Below are 23,160 nucleotides of genomic sequence, written 5' to 3' on the forward strand. Positions count from 1 at the left end.
GCGTAGCCCGGATGGAGCGCAGCGCAATCCGGGGGCTCTGTCCGCTGATAGACCTGCCCCGGATTGCGCTTCGCTTCGTCCGGGCTACGGGCTACGAAGGCTGTGGGATTTACCCCTTCACGTCCTGTTTTTCGGACGCGGTGGCCGGCTTGCCCTTGGCACCGGCGCCGGTGACGCGGACGTGATCGCCGTCGGCGAGGCCGTCCGGCGGGGCGGTGATGATGCGGTCGTCGGGCGCGAGGCCGGAGGCGATTTCGATCTCCTTGCCTAGATCGCGGCCGATCTTCACGGTCTTGAACAGCACCTTGTCGTCGGGGCTGACGGTCGCGACCCGCAGCCCGTTGCTGTTGAAGATCAGCGCGCTGGCGGGAATGCTAAGCGGCGTGGACTCGCGCTGCAGATTGAGCTTCACGCTGGCATAGCTGCCCGGCATCAATTCGCCGGAGGAATTATCGAGCCCGAGCTGCATCCGCGTGGTGCCGGAGGCGACGTCGACCGCCTGCGAGGAGGCTTCGACCGTCGCCTGGAAGCTGCGGTTCGGGTAATCCGGCAACGCCAGCGTGGCCTTGGCGCCGATCTTGATCGCCGGGACGTAATTCTGCGGCACGTTGACATAGACGCGCAGCTTGGTGATGTCGGAGATCGTGAACATCGCCGGGCCCGAGCCGCCGCCGGCATTGATCAGCGCGCCGACATCGGTATCGCGCGAGGTCACCACGCCGTCGAACGGCGCCGTGATCTTCTTGTAGCCGGCGAGTGCTTCCAGCCGTTCGACGTTGGCCTGGCCGGCCTTCACTGCACCGTTCTTGTTGGAGAGGTCTGCCGTGCGCTCGTCGATCTCCTGGGCGGAGACGAAGTTCGAGGCCACCAGCGTCTTGCGCCGGGCCAGCGTCGCCTCGGAAAGCTTGGCCGAGGCCTGGGCGCTGGCGAGATCGGCGCGCGCCTGCAGCAATTGCTGGTCGAGGTCGGGCGCCTCGATCTCGGCGATCACTTGGCCGGCCTTGACGCGGGCGCCGATGTCGGCGTCCCAATTCTTGAGATAGCCGGAGACGCGGGCATAGATCGGCGCACGGGAATAGGCCTCGAGCCGGCCCGGCAGCTCGATCGTCGGGCTGAGCGCGCGGGCGTTGGGCAACGCCACCGCGACGGTCGGAACGGCCTGGTCGTCGGTCCATTCCTTCAGGCGGCTGTCCTGCTCCTCACGGGCGCGAATGCCGGTGCCGACGATCAGTCCGGCACCGACCAGTGCAACCACGCCGAATATGCCCAATCTCCGGCCGGACACCGGTGGGCGCTGTTCAGTGGGCTGCATGCGGAATCTCCGATGAGGCGGCGACTTTGGCGCCTTGCTTCTTGTGTACCATACTGAATACCACGGGAACAAACATCAGCGTCGCGAACGTTGCAAAGATCAGGCCGCCGATCACGGCCCGGCCCAGCGGCGCGTTCTGCTCGCCGCCCTCACCCAGGCCCAACGCCATCGGCGCCATGCCGATGATCATGGCGAGCGCCGTCATCAGCACCGGGCGGAACCGGACGAAGCCGGCCTCCAGCGCCGCAGCCACGGGGTCGCCGAGTTCTTCATAGCGTTCGCGCGCGAAGCTGATCACCAGCACGCTGTTGGCGGTGGCGACGCCCATGCACATGATGGCGCCGGTGAGCGCCGGAACCGACAGCGTCGTCTCCGTCGTGAACAGCATCCAGACGATTCCGGCGAGCGCCGCGGGCAGCGCCGTGATGATCACGAACGGGTCCGACCAGGACTGGAAGTTCACCACGATCAGGAAGTAGATCAGCACGACAGCGCCGAGCAGGCCGAACAGCAGGCCGGTGAAGGCCGAGTTCATGGTCTGCACCTGACCGAGCAGCACCACGGAGGAGCCCTTCGGCACTTCCTTGGCGGTGTCGGCGATCAGCTGGCGCACGTCGGTGGCGACGCCGCCGAGATCGCGGCCTTGCGTGGTGGCGTAGATCTGCACCAGCGACTGGATGTCGTATTGCGAGACCACCGCGCTCGAGGTCGCGCGTTTGATGTCGGCGATGCCGCCCAGGATCGGCGCCTGGGTGTTGCCGGTCGCGGTGATCGGCAGGGTCTGCAACGCGCTCAGTGAATCGATCTGGTATTGCGGCGTCTGCATCACGATCGAATAGGACACGCCGTTGTCGGGATTGAGATAGTAGGTCGGCGCGACCTGCGACGAGCCTGCGAGTGTGACGACCAGCGCATTGGTGACGTCGCGCTCGGTCAGGCCGACATATTGCGCGCGGGTGCGGTCGACATCGATGTTGAAGGTCGGATTGTTCGGCGACTGCTGGATCCGCGCGTCGGCGATACCGGGAATCCGCTTGATCTTCGCCAGCAGCTTGTTGGCATAGGCGTAGTTGGCCTCGAGATTGGCGCCGCGGATTTGCAGATCGATCGGCGCCGGCGCGCCGAAGTTCAGGATCTGGCTGACGATGTCAGCCGGCAAGAAGGAGAAGCTGGTGCCCGGGAACAGCCGCGGCAACTGCTCGCGCAGCGCGCGCACATGCTGCTCGGTCGGCTTGTGACCTTCCTTCAGCTTGATCTGGATGTCGGCATCCTGCGGACCGATCACGCCGGTGTTGTTGTAGGTCAGGTTGATGCTGGAGATCGGCATGCCGATGTTGTCGGTCATGGTCTCGATCTCGCCCGGGATCAACTTGCGGATCGCCTTCTGGACATCGGCCATCTGGTTGGCGGTTTCCTCGACGCGGGTGCCGACCTGGGTGCGGACATGCATCAGGATGTTGCCGGCATCGACCGCGGGGAAGAAGTTGCGGCCAAGGAACGGCACCAGCAGGAACGACGCCGCCACGACCGCAAGGAAGCCGCCGACGAACACCTTGCGATGGCCGAGCGCCAGCAGGAGCAGGCCGCGATAGCCGGCGCGGATGCGCTCGAACCGGGCCTCGAAACCGCGCTGGAACCAGACCAAAGGATTGCGCGACTTCGGCGGCGCGCCCTCGTGATGCACATGCGGCTGCAGCAGATATTTCGCCATGGTCGGCACCAGGGTGCGCGACAGGATGAACGACCAGATCATCGCGAACATCACCGCTTCGGCCATCGGCACGAACAGGAAGCGCGCGACGCCGGAGAGGAAGAACATCGGCACGAACACGATGCAGATACAGAGCAGCGAGACGAAGGCCGGCGTCACGATCTGGTTGGCACCGTCCAGGATCGACTGCTCGACCGGCTTGCCCTGCTCGAGGTGGTAATTGATATTCTCGATCGTCACCGTGGCGTCGTCGACCAGGATGCCGACCGCGAGCGCGAGGCCGCCGAGCGTCATGATGTTCAGCGTCTCGCCGATCAAGGACAGCATGATGATGGCACCGAGCACCGACAGCGGGATCGACACCGCGATGATGACGGTCGAGCGCCAGCTGCCGAGGAACAACAGGATCATCACGCTGGTCAGAAGGGCCGCGATCACGCCTTCGAAGGCGACGCCGGTGATCGCGCCGCGGACGAACACCGACTGGTCGCCGACGAAGCCGATCTTGAGTGCGTCCGGCAACTGATCCTTGACGTCGATCACCTTCTGCTTGATGCCGGCGATGATATCCAGCGTCGAAACCGCGCCGGCCTTCAGCACCATCATCAGCACCGAACGGTTGCCGTCGACATGGACGATGTTGGTCTGCGGCGGGTTGCCGTCGCGGACGGTGGCGACGTCGCGCACGTAGACCATGGCGCCGTTGACGGTCTTGATCGGCAGGTCGCCGAGCTCCTCGATACGGAGCGGCGAGTTATTCAGATTGATGGTGTATTCGAAACTGCCGATCTTCTGGGTGCCGACCGGCGTGATCAGGTTCTGCGCAGCGAGCGCGTTGGCGACATCCTGCCCCGACAGGCCGCGGGCCTGCAGGGCGGTCGAATTGAGGTCGATCTGGATCTGGCGCTGCTTGCCGCCATACGGATAAGGGATCGCGGCGCCGGGCACCGTGACCAGCGGCGTGCGCAGCTGGTTGATGCCGATGTCGGCGAGGTTCTGCTCGGTCAGGCCTTCGCCCGACAGCGCGACCTGGATGATCGGAACCGTCGAGGCGCTGTAGTTCAGGATCAGCGGCGGCGTTGCGCCCGGCGGCAACTGCTTGAGGAGGGTCTGCGAGATCGCGGTGACCTGCGCATTGGCGGTGCGGATGTCGACATTGGGCTGGAAAAAGATCTTGACGATGCCGATGCCGTTATAGGAGTTCGCAACGATGTGCTCGATGTCGTTGACCGTCGTGGTCAGCGTGCGCTCGAACGGCGTGGTGATACGGCCGGACATCTGGTCCGGCGGCAGGCCGGTGTACTGCCAGGCCACGCCGATCACGGGAATGCGGATTTCGGGGAAGATGTCGGTCGGCGTGCGCAGCGCTGCCAGCGGTCCGATAATCAACAGCAGGATTGCGAGCACGACGAAAGTATATGGCCGGCTCAGCGCGATACGGACCAGTGCGATCATAAAAGCAGCATTCCCGAAATGAAGCCCGCCCAGGCAGAGGAATCGACATTGCAAAAGCCGTTCCGATAGCGGCCGATTTACCCGATGCCGGGCAAAACGCCAACCTGCGGCGCCGCAGCGGCCTTCACTTCCTTGGCATAGCGCAGTGAGGCCGCACGCTTCGATCGACGTGCGGGGCGGCTTGCCGTCGATCGGCACTCGGATCACCGTCAAAAAGAGACGGCTCTGCTGCGAATGCGAGCAACCCGAGCACGCCGTTGCGGCCGCCAGTAGGTTAGCGCATCGCAGCTCTGCGAAAATGCAAAGCGTGCTGCGCCGGCTGGTCACCGCGCTGCGACGAGTTGCCCGGAGAACGATCCCGGCCGCCGACCCGGTCGGCGCCGGATCAGGCGGCGCGAACGGCGTTGAGGAACTTGCCGACCTCGAGCTTGAGGCGGCTGCTGTCGCCCGACAGCGACTGCGCCGCCGCCAGCACCTGGCTCGACGCCGAGCCGGTTTCGTTGGCGCCGTGCTGCACGTCGGTGATGTTGGCGGAGACCTGCTGGGTGCCCTGCGCCGCCTGCTGCACGTTGCGGGAAATCTCCTGCGTTGCCGCGCCCTGCTCCTCGACCGCGGCGGCGATGGTGGACGAGATCTCCGACAGCCGCTCGATGGTCGAGCCGATCGCGCGGATCGCGTTCACGGAATCCTCGGTCGCGGCTTGGATGCCGGCGATCTGCTGGCCGATCTCGCCGGTCGCCTTGGCGGTCTGCTCCGCGAGCGCCTTAACCTCGGAGGCCACCACGGCGAAGCCGCGCCCGGCCTCGCCGGCGCGCGCCGCCTCGATGGTCGCGTTCAGCGCCAGCAGGTTGGTCTGTCCGGCGATGGTGTTGATCAGCTCGACCACGTCGCCGATCCGGGCGGCGGCCTTCGACAACTCGCCGACCCGGTCGTTGGTCGCACGGGCCTGGCTGACGGCGTCGCCCGCCATCCGGGCGGACTCCTGCACCTGCCGGCTGATCTCGTTGACCGAGGACGAGAGTTGCTCGGTCGCCGACGCAACCGACTGGACGTTGGTGCTCGCTTCCTCCGAGGCACTGGCGACGGTGGTCGCCAGGCTTTGCGACCGCTCGGCGGTCGAGGTCAGCGTGGTCGCGGACGCTTCGAGCTCGTTCGAGGCGGATGCGACGGTTTCGACGATCTCGCCGACCGCGCGCTCGAAGCCGTCGGCCAGCTCGAGCATGTCGGTGCGGCGCTGCGCGGCGGCGCGCGCTTCCATGTCCTTCTGCTCGCGCTCCATCCGGACCTTGGCAAGCCCGTTGTCCTTGAACACCAGTGCGGCCTTGGCGACGTCGCCGACCTCGTCGCGGCGATCGGTACCGTGCACCGGGATGTCATAGTGGCCGTTGGCTAGTTGCTGCAGCAGCTCGACCACGGCACGGATCGGCTTTGCGACGCCATATTGTCCGACGACAAAGCCGAACAGCAGGCCGATCAGGACGCCCGATGCGGCGAGCAGGATCAGCAGCTCCGAGGTCGACGCATATTCCTGCTCGTTGGCCTTCACATTGTCCCTGACCCGCTGATCCTGGCGGTCGGCGACCGCCCGGACCCTGGCCTGAAGCTCTTCCGCCGCCGCGCGGCTCTTCATCGCGACGTCGCGCAGCTTCTCGGCGGATTGCGTCAGATCCGCGGCGCGCGCGCCATCGACCGCATCGAGCGTCTGCTTCAGCTGCGCCTGGTAGGCGGACTGCGCGGAGCGCACGCCGGACAGCAACGCAATGGTCTGCGGATCCTGGGTCTTGCTGATCTCGGCGAGACGCTCCTCGAGCAATTTGAGTTGTTCGTCGATCACGCCTCGCGCCGAAATCCGGTTCTCGTCGCGCGGATCGAGCGCGCTGCGGAACTCGGCGCGATTGATCGCCAGCACGTTCTGGTTGGCACGCGCCGACAGCAATGCCCGCTCCGCGGCCCGCGCCGTCACGATCCCGCGCTCGCTGAGCGACTTCAGCGAGGAAATCCCGAGATAGGCGAGCATGCCGGCGATGATCGAGAGACCGCCCACAATCGCCAGTATCTTCGTGAGAATGCGGAATCTCGCCAGGAACATCATCCGGGGTGCCTCGTTTCGATCTGGAATGGAATTCGCGATTCTGTGCGGGTGGCCGCGTCGCTCTGCGGCACAGTACCGCGCGCGGCACTACGGTTGGTTAATCGTGCCTTCCGTGGAACTACTGAGCGCTACATAAAGAAAAAGCCCGGCCTTTCGGCCGGGCATTTTCCGATGATCGATGCTCCAACTGGGTCAGGCGGCGCGGACGGCCTCGAGGAATTTGCCGACCTCGAGCTTGAGGCGGTTGCTGTCGCCCGAGAGCGACTGTGCCGCCGACAGCACCTGGGTGGACGCCGAGCCGGTTTCGTTGGCGCCGTGCTGCACGTCGGTGATGTTGGCCGAGACCTGCTGGGTGCCCTGCGCCGCCTGCTGCACGTTGCGGGAAATCTCCTGCGTCGCCGCGCCCTGCTCTTCCACGGCAGCGGCGATGGTCGACGAGATCTCCGACAGCTTCTCGATGGTCGACGAGATTTCCTTGATGGCGCCGACCGATTCCTGGGTCGCGGTCTGGATCCCGGCGATCTGCTGGCCGATCTCGCCGGTCGCCTTGGCGGTCTGCTCGGCCAGCGCCTTCACCTCGGACGCCACGACCGCGAAGCCGCGCCCGGCCTCGCCGGCGCGCGCCGCCTCGATGGTGGCGTTCAGCGCCAGGAGGTTGGTCTGGCCGGCAATCGTGTTGATCAGCTCGACGACGTCGCCGATGCGCGCGGCGGCCTTCGACAGCTCGCTGACGCGGTCATTGGTGGTGCGCGCCTGGCCGACGGCGTCGCCGGCCATCCGCGCCGATTCCTGTACCTGGCGGCTGATCTCGGTCACCGACGACGACAGCTCCTCGGTCGCCGAAGCCACCGACTGGACGTTGGTCGAGGCTTCCTCGGACGCCGCGGCAACCGACGTGGTCAGTTCCTGCGAACGCCTGGCCGTCGACGACAGCGTAGAGGCCGAGGCTTCGAGCTGGGTCGAGGCCGACGACACCGTCTGCACGATCTCACCGATCATCTGCTCGAAATTGCGGGTGATGGCGTCGACCCGGCGGCCGCGCTCGATCTTGGCTTCGGCATCGGCGGCAGCTGCCTCATCGGCCGCCTTCTTGGCGACCAGGGCTTCCTTGAACACCTGCAGCGTATCGGCCATCGCGCCCATCTCGGTCTTCTCGCCCTGGTGCGGCACGTTTGCGGTGAGGTCGCCGCGGCCCAGCGCCTGCATCGGGTTCACGATCGAGGCGATACCGGCGGAGACGTCGCGGATCATCAGGAAGCTGACGCCGACGCCGACGATGATGGCGGCGCCAAGGATCATCGCGAGCAGCATGACGGCCGATGCGTAGCTGTTCGCCGCATCCTGGGCCGCCTTGTCGGCACCGGTATTGTTCAGGTCGATGTCCTTGCGCAGGATCTCGTCCGCCTCGAGGCCGATCTTGTTCACGGTCTTGGCGTTCAGCTCATGGGCCTCGTGCGGGATCTTACCGACCTCATTGCGTGAGAGCGCCATCACCTCCTCGGTGCCCTTCCTGTAGCGGGTCCAGCTATCGACCCATTGATTATACAGGGCGCGCTCTTCCGGGGACGTGATCAGCGGTTCATAGATCGCGCGAAGCTTCATGTTGGCTTCGACCACCGTCGCAAGGGTCTTTTCCTGCGCCAGCTTCTCCTCGAGCGTCTCGGCCAGCATGTGCTCGCGGATCACGTTGCGGTAAGTGACGACACCGGCACGCAAATCGCCCAGCGCCCGCACGCTCGGCAGCCAGCTTGTCGTGATGTCGACGGTGTTGGCGTTGATCGACCTCAGGTTCACGACCGCCAGCAAACCCATGCCGGTCATCGCGACAAGCAGGAACGCAACCACGGCAATGATCTTGGCGCGGATCGAGTATTTGGCGAACATCGTGAGGTCTCTTGGACGCGGGCTCGCGAAGCCCAATCGAATGGCTCGGGGCGCGGCGGTGCGCCGCACACATCAAAGCCAGCCCCCCTCCTTAAGTAGGGTTAATTTAGTTCCCCGTTGAACTACTGAGATGCGCTTGTCACCGCCGTGACATGATGTGCGACAGCCGCATCACGGCATCAATGCGAGCGCATCGGAGAAGAACTCCGGGCCGCCGAAATTGCCTGATTTCAGGGCAAGCACCATCGCACAGGTCTTGGCGTTAGTCTTGGCACCGACCGCGCGCAGCACCGGCACGCCTGCGGCGATTTCAGCGCCGACCAGGAATCCCGGAATGCCGAGGCGATCGACCACGGCGCCTGAAGTTTCACCACCGGCGACCACCAGCCGGTGCACACCCGATTGCACCAGACCGTCCGCGATGTCGGCCATGGCCTGCTCGATGGCATGTCCGGCTGCATCGCGGCCATGACGCGATTGCAGAGCTGCCACCTCATCCGGGGTCGAGCTGCTGGCGATCAGGATCGGACCTCCCGCGAGCTTTTCCCTGGCCCAAGCGAGCGCGCGCTGCGCTTCGTCCTTGCCGGCGACCACCCGCTCGGGGTCGAGGTGCAGCACCGGCATCACCTTTTCGGCGTTGGCGATCTGGCGCAGGGTTGCCTGCGAACAACTGCCGGCGAGGCAGGCTGCCGGGCCGCCGACTGCCGCCGCTGGCTGCGCATCGGCGGCATTCGATCGGGCCTCGCCGGCTGCGACCAGCGCGCGCGCCAATCCGAGTCCGATCCCGGAAGCGCCGACCGACAGACGGTGGTCCAGCGCCACCTGCCCGATGGTCTCGAGATCACGGTCGAACACCGCGTCGATGATGGCAGCGCCGATGCCGCTTTGTGCGAGCTCGGCAAGCCTTGCACGCACCGCCGCCGCGCCGCGGCTCAAGGTCGCGAGATCGACCAGGCCGACCCTGGTCTTGCTCTGGCGCGCCAGCACCCGGACCAGATTGGAATCATGCATCGGGTTGAGCGGGTGGTCCTTCAACGGGCTCTCGTTCAGCGGCACGGACCCGACGAACAGATTGCCCTGGTAGACGGTGCGGCCGGTTTCCGGGAACGCCGGCGTCACCAGCACGATGTTGTCCTTGGAGTCGGCGCGCAGCGCATCCATCACCGGGCCGATATTGCCGGCATCGGTGGAATCGAAGGTCGAGCAGATCTTGAACAGGATATGCTCCGCGCCACGGCCGCGCAGCCAGGCCTCCGCCGCGCGCGAACGCGTCACGGCAAGGCCGGCCTCGACCGAGCGGCTCTTCAGCGACACCACGACCGCGTCGACCTCGGGCAGCGCAAGATCGTCCGCGGGCACGCCGATGGTCTGCACCGTACGCAGCCCGGCGCGGGTCAGCGTGTTGGCGAGATCGGAGGCGCCGGTATAGTCGTCGGCGATGCAGCCCAGAGACAGTTTTCCGGCTGAGGTCACGGCTTCACTCCGGCATAGGGCTTGAACCAGGCGAGACCATCGGTGGTCTTGGCCCGCGGATTGTATTCGCAGCCGACGAAGCCGGCATAGCCGAGCCGGTCGAGCTCGCCGAACAGGAACGGATAGTTCAGCTCCTCGCCATCGGGCTCGTTGCGCGAGGGGATCGAGGCGATCTGGATGTGGCCGATGATCGGCATCATCTCGCGCAAGCGCATCGTGACGTCGCCATGGATGATCTGGCAGTGGTAGATGTCGAACTGCAGCTTGAGGTTCGCAATCCCGAGCTCGTTGATCAGGTCGCGCGCGAACAGGAAGTCGTTGAGGAAGTAGCCGGGCACGTTGCGCGGATTGATCGGCTCGATCACAACGTCGAGGCCATGCGGCGCGAAGAACTCGGCGGCATAGCCGACCGACTTGCGAAATGCCGCAACCGCCCTGGCATCGCCGCGATCGGCAATGCCAGCCATCAGATGCACCCGCTTGACGCCGGTCGCTTGCGCATAGGGCAGCGCGGTCTTCAGGCTCGCTTGCAGATCAGCGAAGCGATCCGGCAGCGCGGCAAAGCCTTTCTCGCCCGCGTTCCAGTCACCCGGCGGCAGGTTGAACAGCGCCTGCGTCAGTCCGTTGCCCTTCAGCCGCTTGCCGACCTCCTCGGCCGGATGGTCGTAGGGAAACAGGAACTCGACCGCGGTGAAGCCCGCTTTCGCGGCGGCCTCGAAGCGGTCGAGGAACGGGACCTCGTTGAACATCATGGTGAGGTTGGCGGCAAAGCGGGGCATCGCAAAGTCCTCTTATTTCGCGCCGGGAAGCTTGGTGCCGGTGACCTGGGCATACATCCGCGCCACCGAGGCGTCGTCATCGCGGCCCATGCCGGCCGCCGCAGTCATCAGGAACATCTGCAGCGCGGCGGCCGAGACCGGCACCGGGAAGCGCGCGTTGCGCGCCATGTCCTGGATGATGCCGAGGTCTTTGACGAAAATCTCGATCGCGCTGCGCGGCGCATAGTCGCCGTCGAGGACATGCGGCATGCGGTTCTCGAACATCCAGGAATTGCCGGCGGAGGCCGTGATCACCTCATAGACCTTCCTGATGTCGAGGCCCTGCTTGGCGGCAAACGCGATCGCCTCCGAGGCGGCCGCGATGTGCACGCCGGCCAGCAATTGATTGATCATCTTGAACGCGGCGCCCTGCCCTGCGGCATCGCCGAGCTCGTAGAGTTTCGCCGCCATCGCATCCAGCGCCGGCCGCGCCTTTGCAAAGGCCGCCGCGCTGCCGGACGCCAAAATTGTCAGCTCCCCCTGCGCCGCGCGCTGCGCGCCGCCGGAGATCGGGGCGTCGAGATAGTGCCGGCCGGTCGCCTCGAGCTGCTTTGCGAGGCGTCGCGCGATGTCGGGGTCCATCGTCGCCGACGAAATAAAGACCGCGTCCTTGGCCAGGGTCTCGGCGGCGCCGTCCTTGCCGAACAGGATGGCTTCGGTCTGCGCCGCATTGACCACGACGCTGACGATGATGTCGGCATCCCGGGCCGCCTCGGCCGGCGTTTTCGCGCCCTTGCCGCCGTCAGCCACGAAGCGCGCGACGGCATCGGCCGAAACGTCGCAACCGGTCACCGCAAAGCCGGCGCGCTTGAGCGAGGTCGCCATGCCATATCCCATCGAGCCCAGCCCGATGACGGCGACGTGTTGTGTTGCGGAACTGGACATAAGGCGATCCTCGAATTTTTACTTGATTGCGCATGGAACGGCTTCCCATCTTTCCGGTTCATGCGCATTTGCTGCCTGCCTATCACGGCTTGGCCGCGCTGCCAAAGCATGAGACAAAGCGGAAAACGGATAGCGCCAACGCAAATAAGGCGGGCGACACAAGGTAGGCGACAGCGGATGAGCGAAACAAGGCTTCGTGAGGACATCTGCCGTTTCGGCCGCTCGCTGTTCGAGCGCGGGCTGACGCCGGGCTCCTCGGGCAATATCAGCGTCCGGCTCGACGACGGCGGCTGGCTGGTGACGCCGACTAACGCCTCGCTCGGCTTCCTCGATCCGGCGAAAATGTCGCGGCTCGACGGCAATGGCCGGCTCCTCTCCGGCGATGCCCCAACCAAGGAAGTGCCGCTGCACACCGCGCTCTACCAGACGCGCACGAGCGCAGGCGCCGTGGTGCACCTGCATTCGACCCATTCGGTCGCGCTGTCGATGCTGCCCGAGATCGACCCGCGCGCCGCGCTGCCGCCGATGACGGCCTATTACGTCATGAAGTGCGGCCAGACCGCGCTGGTGCCGTATTATCGCCCCGGCGACCCCGCCGTTGCCGACGCGATCAAAGGGCTGGCCGGGAAATATTCATCGGTGCTGCTCGCCAATCACGGCCCGGTGGTCTCCGGCGACACGCTGGAAGCTGCCGTGTTCGCGGCCGAGGAACTGGAGGAAACCGCAAAACTCTATCTGCTGCTGCGCGGGCTGAACCCGCGCTATCTCTCGCCCGAACAGGTGGCAGATTTGACCAGGACGTTCGGGCTCGTGCTGCCGGATCACCCTCACTAGATCAAGCGGAGGATGGATATGCGGAGGACAGTCATGATGAGGTTCACGGGCTTCGCGTTCAAAGGTTTGGCACTCGCCGCTCTGTTCGCCGGCCACCTTGCGGGATCGACGGCACGGGCCGAGCAGAGCTTGCAGGACCTGCTGGCGATCCAGCTACGCGCGCAGGGCTATGCCTGCGACAAGCCGCTCAAGGCCGAGCGGGACGACAAGCTCTCCAAGCCCGACAACGAGGCCTGGACGCTGACCTGCAACAACGCGACCTACCGCGTCAGCCGCGTGCCGGATCTTGCGGCGAAGGTCGAGAAGGTCGAAGACGGCAAGGAACAGAGCAAGTAGGCGGCGTAGGCTGGATTTGGTAGCCCATATCGCCACACATACCGACGTCATCCTGAGGTGCGAGCTCGGCGGCGCCCTTGCGCCGCTGGGCGAGCCTCGAAGGATGGGCCACATGATCGCCCGCGGCCATCCTTCGGGGCCCGCTCCGCTCGCACCTCAGGATGACGGCTGTATCCGCGGAGACAACGGTTATCGCTACAGCCCCAGATACGCCTTCCGCACATCCGGATTGCCGCTGATCTCGGCTGATGTGCCCTGCATCAGCACGCGGCCGGTTTGCAGGATGTAGGCGCGGTCGGCGATCTCCAGGCACTCGGCCATCCGCTGCTCGACGATCAGCACCGTCATGCCGGCGTCGCGGATACGTTTCACGGCCTGGAAGATCTCGTCGACCAGCTTCGGCATGATGCCCTGCGACGGCTCGTCGAGCATCAGGAGGCGCGGCCGCGTCATCAGCGCGCGGCCGATCGCGAGCATCTGCTGCTCGCCACCCGACAAGGTCTCGGCGCGCTGCTCGAGCCGCTCGCCAAGCCGCGGGAACAGGTTGAACACCAGATCGAGCGGCGCATCGCGGTCGGCCTGGCTGCGATAGAGGTAACTGCCGAGCCGCAGATTGTCGCGCACCGACAGCCGCGGAAACAGCCGGCGGTTTTCCGGCACGAAGGCGATGCCGCCGGCCGTGATGACGTGCTGCGGCTGGCCGTCGATCCGCTTGCCGTCGAAGGTGACGGTCCCTGCGCGCGGGCGCTCGGCGCCGGCGATTGATTTCAACAGCGTCGACTTGCCCGCGCCGTTGGCGCCGGCGACGCAGACGATCTCGCCCTTGGTGACGTCGATCGACACCGAGGAGATCGCGACCAGGCCCTGATAGGCGGTGGTGACTTCACGCACCGACAGCATGACGATCCCCGAGATAGGCAGAAATGACTTCCGGATTGCGGACGACCTCGGTCGGCTTGCCCTCCACCAGCACCTTGCCGAGGTTGAGCACGATGGCGCGGTCGACCAGCGGCATCACGATTTCCATCACATGCTCGACCATCAGCACGGTGACGCCGGTGGCGCGCACCTTGCGCACCAGCTCGACGCCGGTCTGGGCCTCGACCGGCGTCAGGCCGGTGAGCACCTCGTCGAGCAGCAACAGCTTCGGTTCGGTCGCCAGCGCACGCGCGACCTCGAGCCGGCGCTTCTCCGACGGCACGAGGTCGGCGGCGAGCTTGTCGGCGCGCGCGGCAAGTCCGCAGAACTCCAGCACCTCGTAGGCCTTCTGCCGCGCAATGCGCATCTTGGTGTTGCGGATCAGCGCGCCGACGATGACGTTGTCGATCACGGTCATGGTCTCAAAACTCTTGACCACCTGGAAGGTGCGTCCGACACCGCGCTGGCAGCGCTCGGCCGCCGGCAGCCGGGTGACGTCCTCGCCGTCGAACATGATCGAGCCCTGGGTCGGCGGCAGCACGCCCGCGATCAGGTTGAACAGCGTCGATTTGCCGGCGCCGTTCGGGCCGATCAGGCCGACGATCTCGCCGCGCCCGACCGAGATCGAGACATCGCTGTTGGCGACCAGGCCGCCGAAGCGCTGCCAGACGCCCCTGGTTTCCAGGAGCGGGGTCTCAGGGAGTGCCGTCATCGTGCGGCTCCCTTGCGCCCGGAGAGCATGCCGAACACGCTGACGAGGCCTTTCGGCAGCGCCAGCGAGATCGCGACGATCAGCGCGCCATAGACGATCAGGTCGACGCCGCGCCCCGAACCGCCGACATAGGAGCGGGTCAGCTCGGTCAGCGGGATCAGGATGACGGCGCCGAGCGCCGGGCCCCACAGCGTGCCGATGCCGCCTAGCACCGCGGGCAGTGCCATCAGCAGCGAGAACTGGAAGCCCATCACGCTTTCAGGATCGATGTAGGACACGAACTGGGCGTAGAAGCTGCCGCCGATCGCGACCAGGAAGGCGGAGACCGCCGCGGCGCCCATCTTGGAATTGAACACCACCACGCCGAGGCTTTCGGCAGCGTCGGGATTGTCCTTCACCGCGCGCCACCAATAGCCCCATTTGGAATCTTCCAGCCACCAGGTGACCAGCCAGGCGATGCAGGCGAGCGTCAGCGCGAAATAGAGGTAGGGCAATTTCGAACGCGCGAACTGGAATTTGAGCCAGCTGTCGCCGCGCATCGGGATATCGATGCCGAGCGCAGCACCGGCCCAGTCCCAGTTCTGGAACAGCAGCAGCGCGATCTCGGCGATCACGATGGTCGCGATCACGAAATAATGGCCGCGCAGACGGAAGCAGAGATAGCCGAGCGCCATCGCGATCAGGGCGGAGATCGCCCCGCCCGCCAGCATGCCGAACCACGGCAGCACGCCGAACTTGGTAAACAGGAGCGCGGTGGTGTAGGCGCCGAGCCCGAAATACAGCGCATGGCCGAGCGAGATCTGTCCGCAATAACCGGACAAGATGTTCCAGCTCTGCGACAGCGCCGCATACATCAGGGTCAGCACCATGATGTTCTGGACGTAGACGTCCTTGACGAACAGCGGCGCCAGCGCGGCGATCACCGCAAGACAAAGCGCCACGATCAGGTCACGCCTGCGGCGTTGGGCGAAGTGGGTGTCCATCACATCGATCCGAACAGGCCACGCGGGCGGATGAAGACGACCAGGAGATAGACGGCGTAGATGCCGACCGACTTCAGCGACGGCGGCAGGATCAGCGCGGTGGTCGCTTCCACCAGGCCGACGAGGATGCCGCCGGCAAAGGCGCCGAACACGCTGCCGAAGCCGCCGAGCGCGACGGTGACGTAGGCGATCAGGGCAAACGACGCTCCGACATCGGGATAGACGTAGAAGAAGATCGCCATGATGGCGCCGGCGAGGCCGACCAGTGCCGCGCCCAGACCCCAGCCGAGCGCGAACACCCGGTTCTTGTCGATGCCGACGAGAGCGACCGCGCCGGCGTCCTCGCGCGTCGCCTCCAGCGCACGGCCGAAATCGGTGCGATTGATGAAGAAATACAGCGCGACGAACGCCACGATCGCGACCAGGGCGCCGATCAGCTGCGGCTCCGGCAAATAGATGCCGGCGATCGAGACCGTCTTGCCGCCGACCCAGGAGTTGGTGACGCTGCGATAGTCGGGCGTGAAGAAGAACTGCGCGAGCCCCCGCATCACGATCGCAAGGCCGAAGGTCGAGAAGATCTGCACCATGCCGGCATTGGCCTTGGCGCGCATCGCGAAGCGGACGATCAACAGATAGACCACCGCGCCGAACACGAACAACGCCGCGGCGACCAACGGCGCCGACAGCAGGGGATCGATCGCGAAGAACGCGAACAGGAAGAAGGTCGCGTACATCGCGATCATCAGGAACTCGCCGTGCGCGAAATTCACGACGTCCATCAATCCGAAGATCAATGCGAGGCCTGCGGCGATCAGTCCGTAGAGCAGCCCCATCAAAAGGCCGCTCGCCAGACTCTGGATGATGGTGTCGGCTGTCACAGCGTGTTGCCCCCGCCCCCGCGCGCGACCGTCACTTCATCGGCCAGACGGCTTCGGCGACCGCGGCTTGCGCCGGGAACACGGTGACGAACTTGCCGCCGACATATTGCAGCAGCACCGGATCGGCGTCGTTGTTCTGGCCCATCTCGTCGAACTTGACGCGCTTCCACGGCATGATGGTCTGTTCGGCCGGAATGTCGGTCGCGGTGAGCGCTTCCCGGATCTTTTCGCCGTCGGTCGACTTGGCGCGGTTGATCGCATCCGCGATCACGATCAGCGCCATGAACTCGCGCGAGGTGTTGTCGTTGAGGTCCTTGCCCGACTTTTCCTTGAACATGGCGTTGATCTTGCCGACCATCGGCCGCTTGGCCGCGAGATCGAGCGAGAAGCTGCCGCGGGTGATCACGCCGTCGAGCTTGTCGCCGACCGCGTCATACAGCGCCTTCTCGGAGAAGCCGGCGGCCTGCGCGACGATGGCGCTCGGCTTGTAGCCGAGCTCGGCCATGGTCTTGATCAGCAGGATGCCGTCGGTGGTGTAGCTCGAGGGCATCAGGACGTCGGCATTGGCAGCCTTGAGCTGCTGGACCTCGGCCGACAGCGACGGCGAATTGGCGCGGTACTTGATGTCGGCGACGATCTTGTAGCCGCGCTCCTTGGCCAGCTTGGTCTGCGCGTTCGCCGAGTCCGTTCCGAAGATGGTGTCTTCGTGGAACAGCGCCAGCGTTTCGATCTTGGTGCCCTTCTTCTTCATGGCATCGAAGAAGTCGAACATGGCCTTCGAGAACATTTCGTCGTGGGGCGCCGCGCGAAAGAAGAATTTCAGGCCGCGGGTATGCAGGCTCGGCGACGAGTTGTCGGCCGAAACGAACGGGATCTGGTAGCGCTCGCAGGTCTGGCTCACCGTGACCGCGACCGCGCTCTGATAGGTGCCGACGATCGCGCAGACCTTCTCCTGGGTGATCAGGCGTTCGGCCTCCGCACGGCCCTTCTGCGGGTCGCCCTGGTGGTCGGCATAGACGAGACGGATCTTTGCACCGCCGAGCCCCGGCAATCCCTCATCCTTGGCGAGCGGCAGATCGAAATCGTACTTCTTGTTGATGATCTCGAGCACGGTCTCGTAGGCCTTCTGCGCATCAACGCCCATCTGGGCGCTGGCGCCCGAAAACGGGTAGAGCACGCCAATCACCACTTCGGAGGTTTGCGCGCGGGCCATCATCGGCACGAGCGCTGCGGCGGAGGCGCCAAGCAATACGTTACGGCGAGAGATCGTCATCGAAATTTCCCCTTGGTCAGCCTGTTATCGATGTGATGCTTGTAGCGCGCAGTAAAGCCTCAATGAATTGCACGAATTGCCTATTCAAAGCACAGCGAGCTGCTTGTTCCTGAGATCGGTTACCAGCATCAGGCCCGGCGAATGCGTGATCGCAAACGGCAGCTTCGCACTTGCGATCACCGATTGCGGCGTCACGCCACAGGCCCAGAACACCGGGATCTCGTCATCGGCCACCGGCACCGCGTCACCGTAATCGGGCTTTGCGATGTCCTTGATGCCGATCGCATGCGGATGGCCGAGATGCACCGGCGCGCCGTGCACCGAGGGAAAGCGCGAGGTGATCTGCACCGCGCGGATAGCATCCGCCGGCTTGAACGGGCGCATCGACACCACCATCGGTCCCGCGAACGGCCCCGACGGCTGGCAGGCGATGTTGGTGCGGTACATCGGCACACGCAGATTGCGTTCGATGTGACGGATCGGCAGCCCCTCATCGAGCAGCGCCTCCTCGAACGAATAGGAGCAGCCGAGCACGAAGGTGACGAGATCGTCGCGCCAGTACCTTGTGATGTCGGTCGGCTCGTCGGCCACCTCGCCGTCGCGCCAGACCCGGTAGCGCGGCACATCGGTGCGGATATCGAGATCGAGGCCGAGCGCGGGGATCCTGACATCGCCGACATCGGACATGCCGATGATCGGACACGGCTTCGGATTGAGCTGGCAGAAGCGGTGAAAGGCGCCGGCGAGCTTTTCCGGCAGGATCGCGAGATTGCCCTGGACGAAGCCGTTGGCGAGACCGGCTGTGGTGACCGAGGCCGTGCCGTCACGGCAGGCGCGGCGCGCTTCGACGCTCGGAAGCACCGCTTCGCCCTGAGATCGCTGCACTGCCGCAAAAACAGTCATCGGAGCCTCCTGCTCATAATCTCGACAAGGACAAACCAACACCAAGCGTGATATAATGTCTAATCGTCCTTTCTAATCAAAATCGATAATACAAATTTATCGATCCGGAAAATGCTTCCAATGACGGACTTCCGCTCGATCGAAACCTTCCTCTGGGTCGTCAAGCTCGGCAGCTTTCGCGGCGCCGCCCAGCGGCTCAACACCACCCAGCCGGCGATCTCCCAGCGCATTGCCCAGCTCGAGCGCGAGATGGGTGTCAAACTGCTCAACCGGGATCATCGGGTGGCCTCGCCGACGCCGAGTGGGCGGCTGATGATGGTCTATGCCGAGAAGCTGATCGGCTTGCGCTCGGAGATGATGGCCGAGGTCGGCGACCGCTCGGCGATGCGCGGCGCGCTGCGGCTCGGTGTCGCGGAGACCATCGTGCACACCTGGCTGCCGCGACTGGTGAAGAGCGTCAACGAGATCTACCCGAACCTGTCGCTGGAGATCGAGGTCGACATCACGCCCAATCTGACGCAGCGGCTGCTGGCGCAGGAGATCGAGCTCGCCTTCGTGCTCGGACCGATCTCGGCGTCCGGCGCCCACAACCACGTGCTGTGCGATTACCCGATCGGCTTCCTGGCGAGCCCGGCGCTCGGCCTCTGCGACGGCCCGGTCGCGCGGCAGGATCTGGCGCGGTTTCCGATCATCACCTTTCCGCGCAAGACCCAGCCCTACGAGACCGTGCGCGCCCTGTTCAACGCGCCCGATCTGCCGCCGATCCGGCTGCACGCCTCGACCTCGCTCGCGACCGTGATCCACATGGCCAATGAAGGCCTTGGCATTGCGGTGATCCCGTCGGCGATCGTCGAGAACGAACTGGCCGACGGCCGGCTGCAATTGCTCGACACCGACCTCAAGCTGCCGCCGCTCACCTTCACCGCGAGCTGGCTCGCCTCTCCCGATGCGGTCGCCATCGAGCGTGTTGCCCATCTCGCCAGGCAGATCGCGCAGGCGAGCGTGGCGGTTGACGACACGAGAACGGCACGTCATTGAACGAAGGCCGGAGATGAACTGTCATATGGTCCGAAGGACCAGACCTCAGGTGCGCAACCGCGCACGGGGGAATCTCGAGATTCCGGGTTCGATGCTGACGCATCGCCCCGGAATGACGACAAAGAATGGACTGACGACATGAGCCGAGCCGCCACCAACCTGCAGATCGATTCCGCCCGCCTCTGGGGCGCCATCCACGAAACCGCGCAGTTCGGCGCAACCCAGAAGGGCGGCGTGCGGCGGCTGACCTTGAGCGCCGAGGACAAGCAGGTGCGCGACTGGTTCCGCAAGGCGTGCGAGGACGCCGGGCTCGAGGTGCAGATCGACGCGCTCGGATCGATGTTCGGGTTGCGGAAGGGACGGGACATGTCGAAGCCGCCGATCGGCGTCGGCTCGCATCTCGACACGCAGCCGACCGGCGGCAAATATGACGGCATCCTCGGCACGCTCGCCGCGCTCGAACTGGTGCGCACGCTCAACGATGCCGGGATCGAGACCGAGCTGCCGATCTGCATCTGCAACTGGACCAATGAGGAAGGCTCGCGCTTTGCGCCGGCGATGATGGCCTCTGCCGCCTATGTCGGCGATTTCACCACCGACGACATCCTGTCGCGCAAGGACGCCGAGGGCGTCACCGTGGCGCAGGCGCTGGACTCGATCGGTTATCGCGGCGATGCCCCGGTCGGCCGCCAGAAGTTCTCAGGCTTCGTCGAGTTGCATATCGAGCAGGGCCCGATCCTGGAGGCCGAGGGCAAGACCATCGGCGTGGTCGATTCCGGCCAGGGCGTGTTGTGGTACGACGGCAAGATCACGGGCTTCGAGAGCCACGCCGGCTCGACCCCGATGCCGCTGCGCCGCGACGCGCTGGCGACGCTGTCGGAAATCGTGCTGGCGATGGAGAGCATTGCCAAAAAGCACGGCCCGAAGGCGGTCGGCACCATCGGCGAAGCGGTCATCGCAAGTCCCTCGCGCAACGTCATCCCCGGCGAGATCGCCTTCACGGTGGACTGCCGCAGCGCGGACGCCGCGATCATGGACGCGCTGGATCGCGACCTGCGTGCCGCGGTCGCCGAGATCGCCACCCGGCGCAAGGTCGCAGTCCAGCTCGACCTGGTCTGGCGCAAGGCGCCGACGCATTTCGACCCGAAGCTGGTCGACGCGGTGGAGAACGCCGCAAAGCAGCTCGGCTATTCGCATCGCCGCATCACCTCCGGCGCCGGCCATGACGCCTGCAACCTCAACACCGTGATGCCGGCCGCGATGGTGTTCGTGCCCTGCAAGGACGGCATCAGCCACAACGAGCTGGAAGACGCCACCCAGCCCGATTGCGCCGCCGGCGCCAACGTCCTGTTGCATACGGTGCTGGCGCTCGCCGGCGTCGCGTCCTGATCATCTTTCCTTGCTTCGATGGAGGCTTTCGTGCGCGCAGTGTTTGTCGACGCCAATGAATCGCTCGCTGTCATCACCGAACGGTTGGAAAAACCGGGCGATCCCAAGATGCGGATCAACCGCAACCCGGACATCAAGTCCGAGGATTATCCGGCGGTGCTCGAGGGCGCCGAGATCGCTGTCGTCGACCACACCGCGTTGCCGACCGACATTGCGAAGAAGTGCACGGGCCTGAAGCACGTCGTGTTCCTCGGCACCGGTGCACGCAGCTACATGAATCCGGAGGAGCTCGCCCAGCTCGGCATCTCCGTGCATCTGATCAAGGGCTACGGCGACACCGCGGTCGCGGAATCCGCGATCGCGCTGATGTGGTCGTCGGCGCGGGTGATCGCGCAGATGGACCGCGAGATGCGCGCCGGCAACTGGCTGCGCGAAGACGGCATGCAGCTCACCGGCAAGACGCTCGGCCTGGTCGGCTTCGGCGGCATCGCCGCCGAGGTCGCACGCATCGCGCTCGGCAGCGGCATGAAGGTGATCGCCTGGAACCGGTCGCCCAAGAGCCATCCCGGCGTCGAATTCACCGAGCTCGACACCGTGCTGGCGAACAGCGACGTGGTCTCGATCCATCTGCTGCTCAATGACGAGACCCGCGGCATGATCACGCGCGACAAGATCGCGAAGATGAAAAAGGGCGTGGTGCTGATCAACACCGCGCGCGGCGCCATCGTCGACGAGCAGGCGATGATCGATGCGCTGAAGTCCGGTCACATCCGCCACGCCGGTCTCGATGTCTACAACGTCGAGCCGCTGCCGAAGGATCACCCGCTGACCAAGATCCCGAACGTGACGCTGTCGGCGCATTCCGCCTTCCGCACGCCCGAAGCGAGCGAGAATTTGATCCACGCGGCCTGGGAGCATTGCCGACGGATCGTGAAGCAATAATTTCACCGTCCCGGCCAAGCGAAGCGCGAGCCGGGACCCATAACCACAGCCCTGCGTTACCGCGAAGGCTGTGGCCACAGCGTGTCTCAACAACCGAACCCTGTGGTTATGGGTCCCTGCTTTCGCAGGGACGACGACGCGGCTTGCCTAATCCACCATCTCCGCGACCGCCTTGCCGCAGGCCGTGGTGTCGGCATTGCCGCCGAGGTCGCGGGTGCGCAGCGTGCGTTCGCCGAGCGTGCGCTCGATCGCGCCGACGATCGCGGCAGCCGCCTGCTTCTCGCCGAGATGCTCCAGCATCATCGCACCCGACCAGATCATGCCGATCGGATTGGCGATGCCCTGGCCGGCAATGTCAGGTGCCGAGCCGTGGACCGGCTCGAACACCGAGGGGAAATCGCCTTCCGGATTGATGTTGCCCGACGGCGCGATGCCGATCGTGCCGGTGCAGGCCGGGCCGAGGTCAGAGAGGATATCCCCGAACAGATTGGAGCCGACCACGACGTCGAACCAGTCCGGATGCAGCACGAAGTTCGCGGTGAGGATATCGATGTGGTACTTGTCCCACTTCACGCCCGGATACTTCCTGGCCATCGCCTCCACGCGCTCGTCCCAATAGGGCATGGTGATGGAGATGCCGTTCGACTTGGTCGCCGACGTCAGATGCTTCTTCGGCCGCGACTGCGCGAGATCGAATGCGAATTTCAGGATGCGGTCGACGCCGGTGCGGGTCATCACGGTCTGCTGCGTGACGAATTCGCGGTCGGTGTCCGGGAACATGCGGCCGCCGACCGAGGAATATTCACCCTCGGTGTTCTCACGCACCACCCAGAAATCGATATCGCCGGGCTTGCGGTTCGCCAGCGGCGACGGCACGCCGGGCATCAGCCGCACCGGGCGCAGATTGACGTATTGATCGAACTCGCGGCGGAACTTGATCAGCGAGCCCCACAACGAGACGTGATCCGGGATCTTGGCGGGCCAGCCGACCGCGCCGAAGTAGATCGCGTCGTGCTTGCCGATCTTGTCCTTCCAGTCGGCCGGCATCATCTCGCCGTGCTTCTCGTAATAGTCGTAGGAGGCGAAGTCGAAATGGTCGAACTTGACGTCGACGCCGTGCTTCCTGGCCGCCGCCTCGATGACGCGCAGGCCCTCCGGCATCACTTCCTTGCCGATGCCGTCGCCGGGAATGACCGCAATTCGATATTGCTTCTTGCTCATCGAGAACACCCTTGTGATTTGCCCGGCCGGCATTGCCGCCTATTCTGATCGCCCTGCAATGGACCAAACTGCGCGCGAGCGCAACGCTGCACTGCAGTGTTGA

The 23,160-nt window shown here is 65.2% G+C and carries 19 protein-coding genes; 5 read left to right on the forward strand and 14 right to left on the reverse strand.

Annotation, left to right across the window (positions count from 1 at the left end; translation table 11 throughout):
* Window positions 1–109 precede the first annotated feature (109 nt).
* From ACVW17_RS33870 to ltnD, 7 genes are all read right to left on the reverse strand, one after another.
* Entirely contained in the window at window positions 110–1,312 is a 1,203-nt protein-coding gene (locus ACVW17_RS33870; protein ID WP_456798388.1) for an efflux RND transporter periplasmic adaptor subunit, read from the reverse strand.
* Window positions 1,299–4,478, reverse strand: coding sequence for an efflux RND transporter permease subunit (locus ACVW17_RS33875; protein WP_456798389.1), 3,180 nt, complete (start codon window positions 4,476–4,478; stop codon window positions 1,299–1,301). The genes ACVW17_RS33870 and ACVW17_RS33875 overlap by 14 nt, the downstream gene beginning before the upstream one ends.
* Window positions 4,479–4,863: 385 nt before the next feature.
* Complete coding sequence (locus ACVW17_RS33880) at window positions 4,864–6,570, reverse strand: methyl-accepting chemotaxis protein (RefSeq protein ID WP_456798390.1); 1,707 nt, start codon at window positions 6,568–6,570, stop codon at window positions 4,864–4,866.
* A 192-nt stretch (window positions 6,571–6,762) separates the two neighbouring features.
* Window positions 6,763–8,454, reverse strand: a complete 1,692-nt coding sequence (locus ACVW17_RS33885; protein WP_456755927.1) for a methyl-accepting chemotaxis protein — start codon at window positions 8,452–8,454, stop codon at window positions 6,763–6,765.
* Window positions 8,455–8,625: 171 nt separating this feature from the next.
* Window positions 8,626–9,927 (reverse strand): 3-oxo-tetronate kinase, encoded by a 1,302-nt coding sequence (gene otnK / locus ACVW17_RS33890; RefSeq protein WP_456798391.1) that lies wholly within the window; start codon window positions 9,925–9,927, stop codon window positions 8,626–8,628.
* Window positions 9,924–10,706: a 2-oxo-tetronate isomerase gene (gene otnI / locus ACVW17_RS33895; protein ID WP_456755929.1), complete on the reverse strand. Its 783-nt coding sequence runs from the start codon at window positions 10,704–10,706 to the stop codon at window positions 9,924–9,926. Before otnI ends, otnK begins: the two co-directional genes overlap by 4 nt.
* 12 nt (window positions 10,707–10,718) lie before the next feature.
* A complete protein-coding gene (gene ltnD / locus ACVW17_RS33900) occupies window positions 10,719–11,630 on the reverse strand; it encodes an L-threonate dehydrogenase (protein ID WP_456798392.1) in 912 nt (303 codons plus the stop codon).
* Between the two features lie 177 nt (window positions 11,631–11,807).
* Between ltnD and otnC the strand changes: the two genes are divergently transcribed.
* Together otnC and ACVW17_RS33910 are read left to right on the forward strand one after the other, a co-directional pair.
* The gene (otnC, locus tag ACVW17_RS33905; RefSeq protein WP_456755931.1) at window positions 11,808–12,464 is read left to right on the forward strand and encodes a 3-oxo-tetronate 4-phosphate decarboxylase; all 657 of its coding nucleotides are present in this window, start codon (window positions 11,808–11,810) and stop codon (window positions 12,462–12,464) included.
* Between the two features lie 33 nt (window positions 12,465–12,497).
* Window positions 12,498–12,800, forward strand: coding sequence for a hypothetical protein (locus ACVW17_RS33910; protein ID WP_456755932.1), 303 nt, complete (start codon window positions 12,498–12,500; stop codon window positions 12,798–12,800).
* Window positions 12,801–12,995: 195 nt separating this feature from the next.
* Here the strand turns inward: ACVW17_RS33910 and ACVW17_RS33915 are convergent, their stop codons facing one another.
* The 6 genes from ACVW17_RS33915 to ACVW17_RS33940 form a co-directional block, all read right to left on the reverse strand.
* Window positions 12,996–13,700 carry an ABC transporter ATP-binding protein gene (locus ACVW17_RS33915; RefSeq protein WP_456798393.1) on the reverse strand — a complete coding sequence of 235 codons (705 nt, stop codon included), beginning with the start codon at window positions 13,698–13,700 and terminating at the stop codon, window positions 12,996–12,998.
* Window positions 13,684–14,430 (reverse strand): ABC transporter ATP-binding protein, encoded by a 747-nt coding sequence (locus ACVW17_RS33920; RefSeq protein WP_456798394.1) that lies wholly within the window; start codon window positions 14,428–14,430, stop codon window positions 13,684–13,686. The genes ACVW17_RS33915 and ACVW17_RS33920 overlap by 17 nt, the downstream gene beginning before the upstream one ends.
* Window positions 14,427–15,413, reverse strand: coding sequence for a branched-chain amino acid ABC transporter permease (locus ACVW17_RS33925; protein WP_456755935.1), 987 nt, complete (start codon window positions 15,411–15,413; stop codon window positions 14,427–14,429). Before ACVW17_RS33925 ends, ACVW17_RS33920 begins: the two co-directional genes overlap by 4 nt.
* Entirely contained in the window at window positions 15,413–16,291 is an 879-nt protein-coding gene (locus ACVW17_RS33930) for a branched-chain amino acid ABC transporter permease (protein ID WP_456755936.1), read from the reverse strand. The genes ACVW17_RS33925 and ACVW17_RS33930 overlap by 1 nt, the downstream gene beginning before the upstream one ends.
* Before the next feature lie 31 nt (window positions 16,292–16,322).
* Window positions 16,323–17,564 carry an ABC transporter substrate-binding protein gene (locus ACVW17_RS33935; protein WP_456755937.1) on the reverse strand — a complete coding sequence of 414 codons (1,242 nt, stop codon included), beginning with the start codon at window positions 17,562–17,564 and terminating at the stop codon, window positions 16,323–16,325.
* 84 nt (window positions 17,565–17,648) lie between these two features.
* On the reverse strand, window positions 17,649–18,467 hold the full coding sequence (locus tag ACVW17_RS33940) for a putative hydro-lyase (protein WP_456798395.1): 819 nt from the start codon (window positions 18,465–18,467) through the stop codon (window positions 17,649–17,651).
* A 120-nt stretch (window positions 18,468–18,587) separates the two neighbouring features.
* On the opposite strand from ACVW17_RS33940, the gene ACVW17_RS33945 reads away from it, so the two are divergent.
* From ACVW17_RS33945 to ACVW17_RS33955, 3 genes are all read left to right on the forward strand, one after another.
* The gene (locus tag ACVW17_RS33945; RefSeq protein ID WP_456755939.1) at window positions 18,588–19,505 is read left to right on the forward strand and encodes a LysR family transcriptional regulator; all 918 of its coding nucleotides are present in this window, start codon (window positions 18,588–18,590) and stop codon (window positions 19,503–19,505) included.
* 138 nt (window positions 19,506–19,643) lie between these two features.
* Entirely contained in the window at window positions 19,644–20,894 is a 1,251-nt protein-coding gene (locus ACVW17_RS33950) for an allantoate amidohydrolase (RefSeq protein ID WP_456798396.1), read from the forward strand.
* Window positions 20,895–20,924: 30 nt separating this feature from the next.
* Complete coding sequence (locus ACVW17_RS33955) at window positions 20,925–21,836, forward strand: NAD(P)-dependent oxidoreductase (RefSeq protein WP_456798397.1); 912 nt, start codon at window positions 20,925–20,927, stop codon at window positions 21,834–21,836.
* Between the two features lie 147 nt (window positions 21,837–21,983).
* Here ACVW17_RS33955 and ACVW17_RS33960 read toward each other — a convergent pair whose 3' ends face one another.
* Window positions 21,984–23,057: a tartrate dehydrogenase gene (locus ACVW17_RS33960; RefSeq protein WP_456755942.1), complete on the reverse strand. Its 1,074-nt coding sequence runs from the start codon at window positions 23,055–23,057 to the stop codon at window positions 21,984–21,986.
* Window positions 23,058–23,160: the final 103 nt, after the last annotated feature.

This window comes from Bradyrhizobium sp. USDA 4473 (assembly GCF_054063335.1).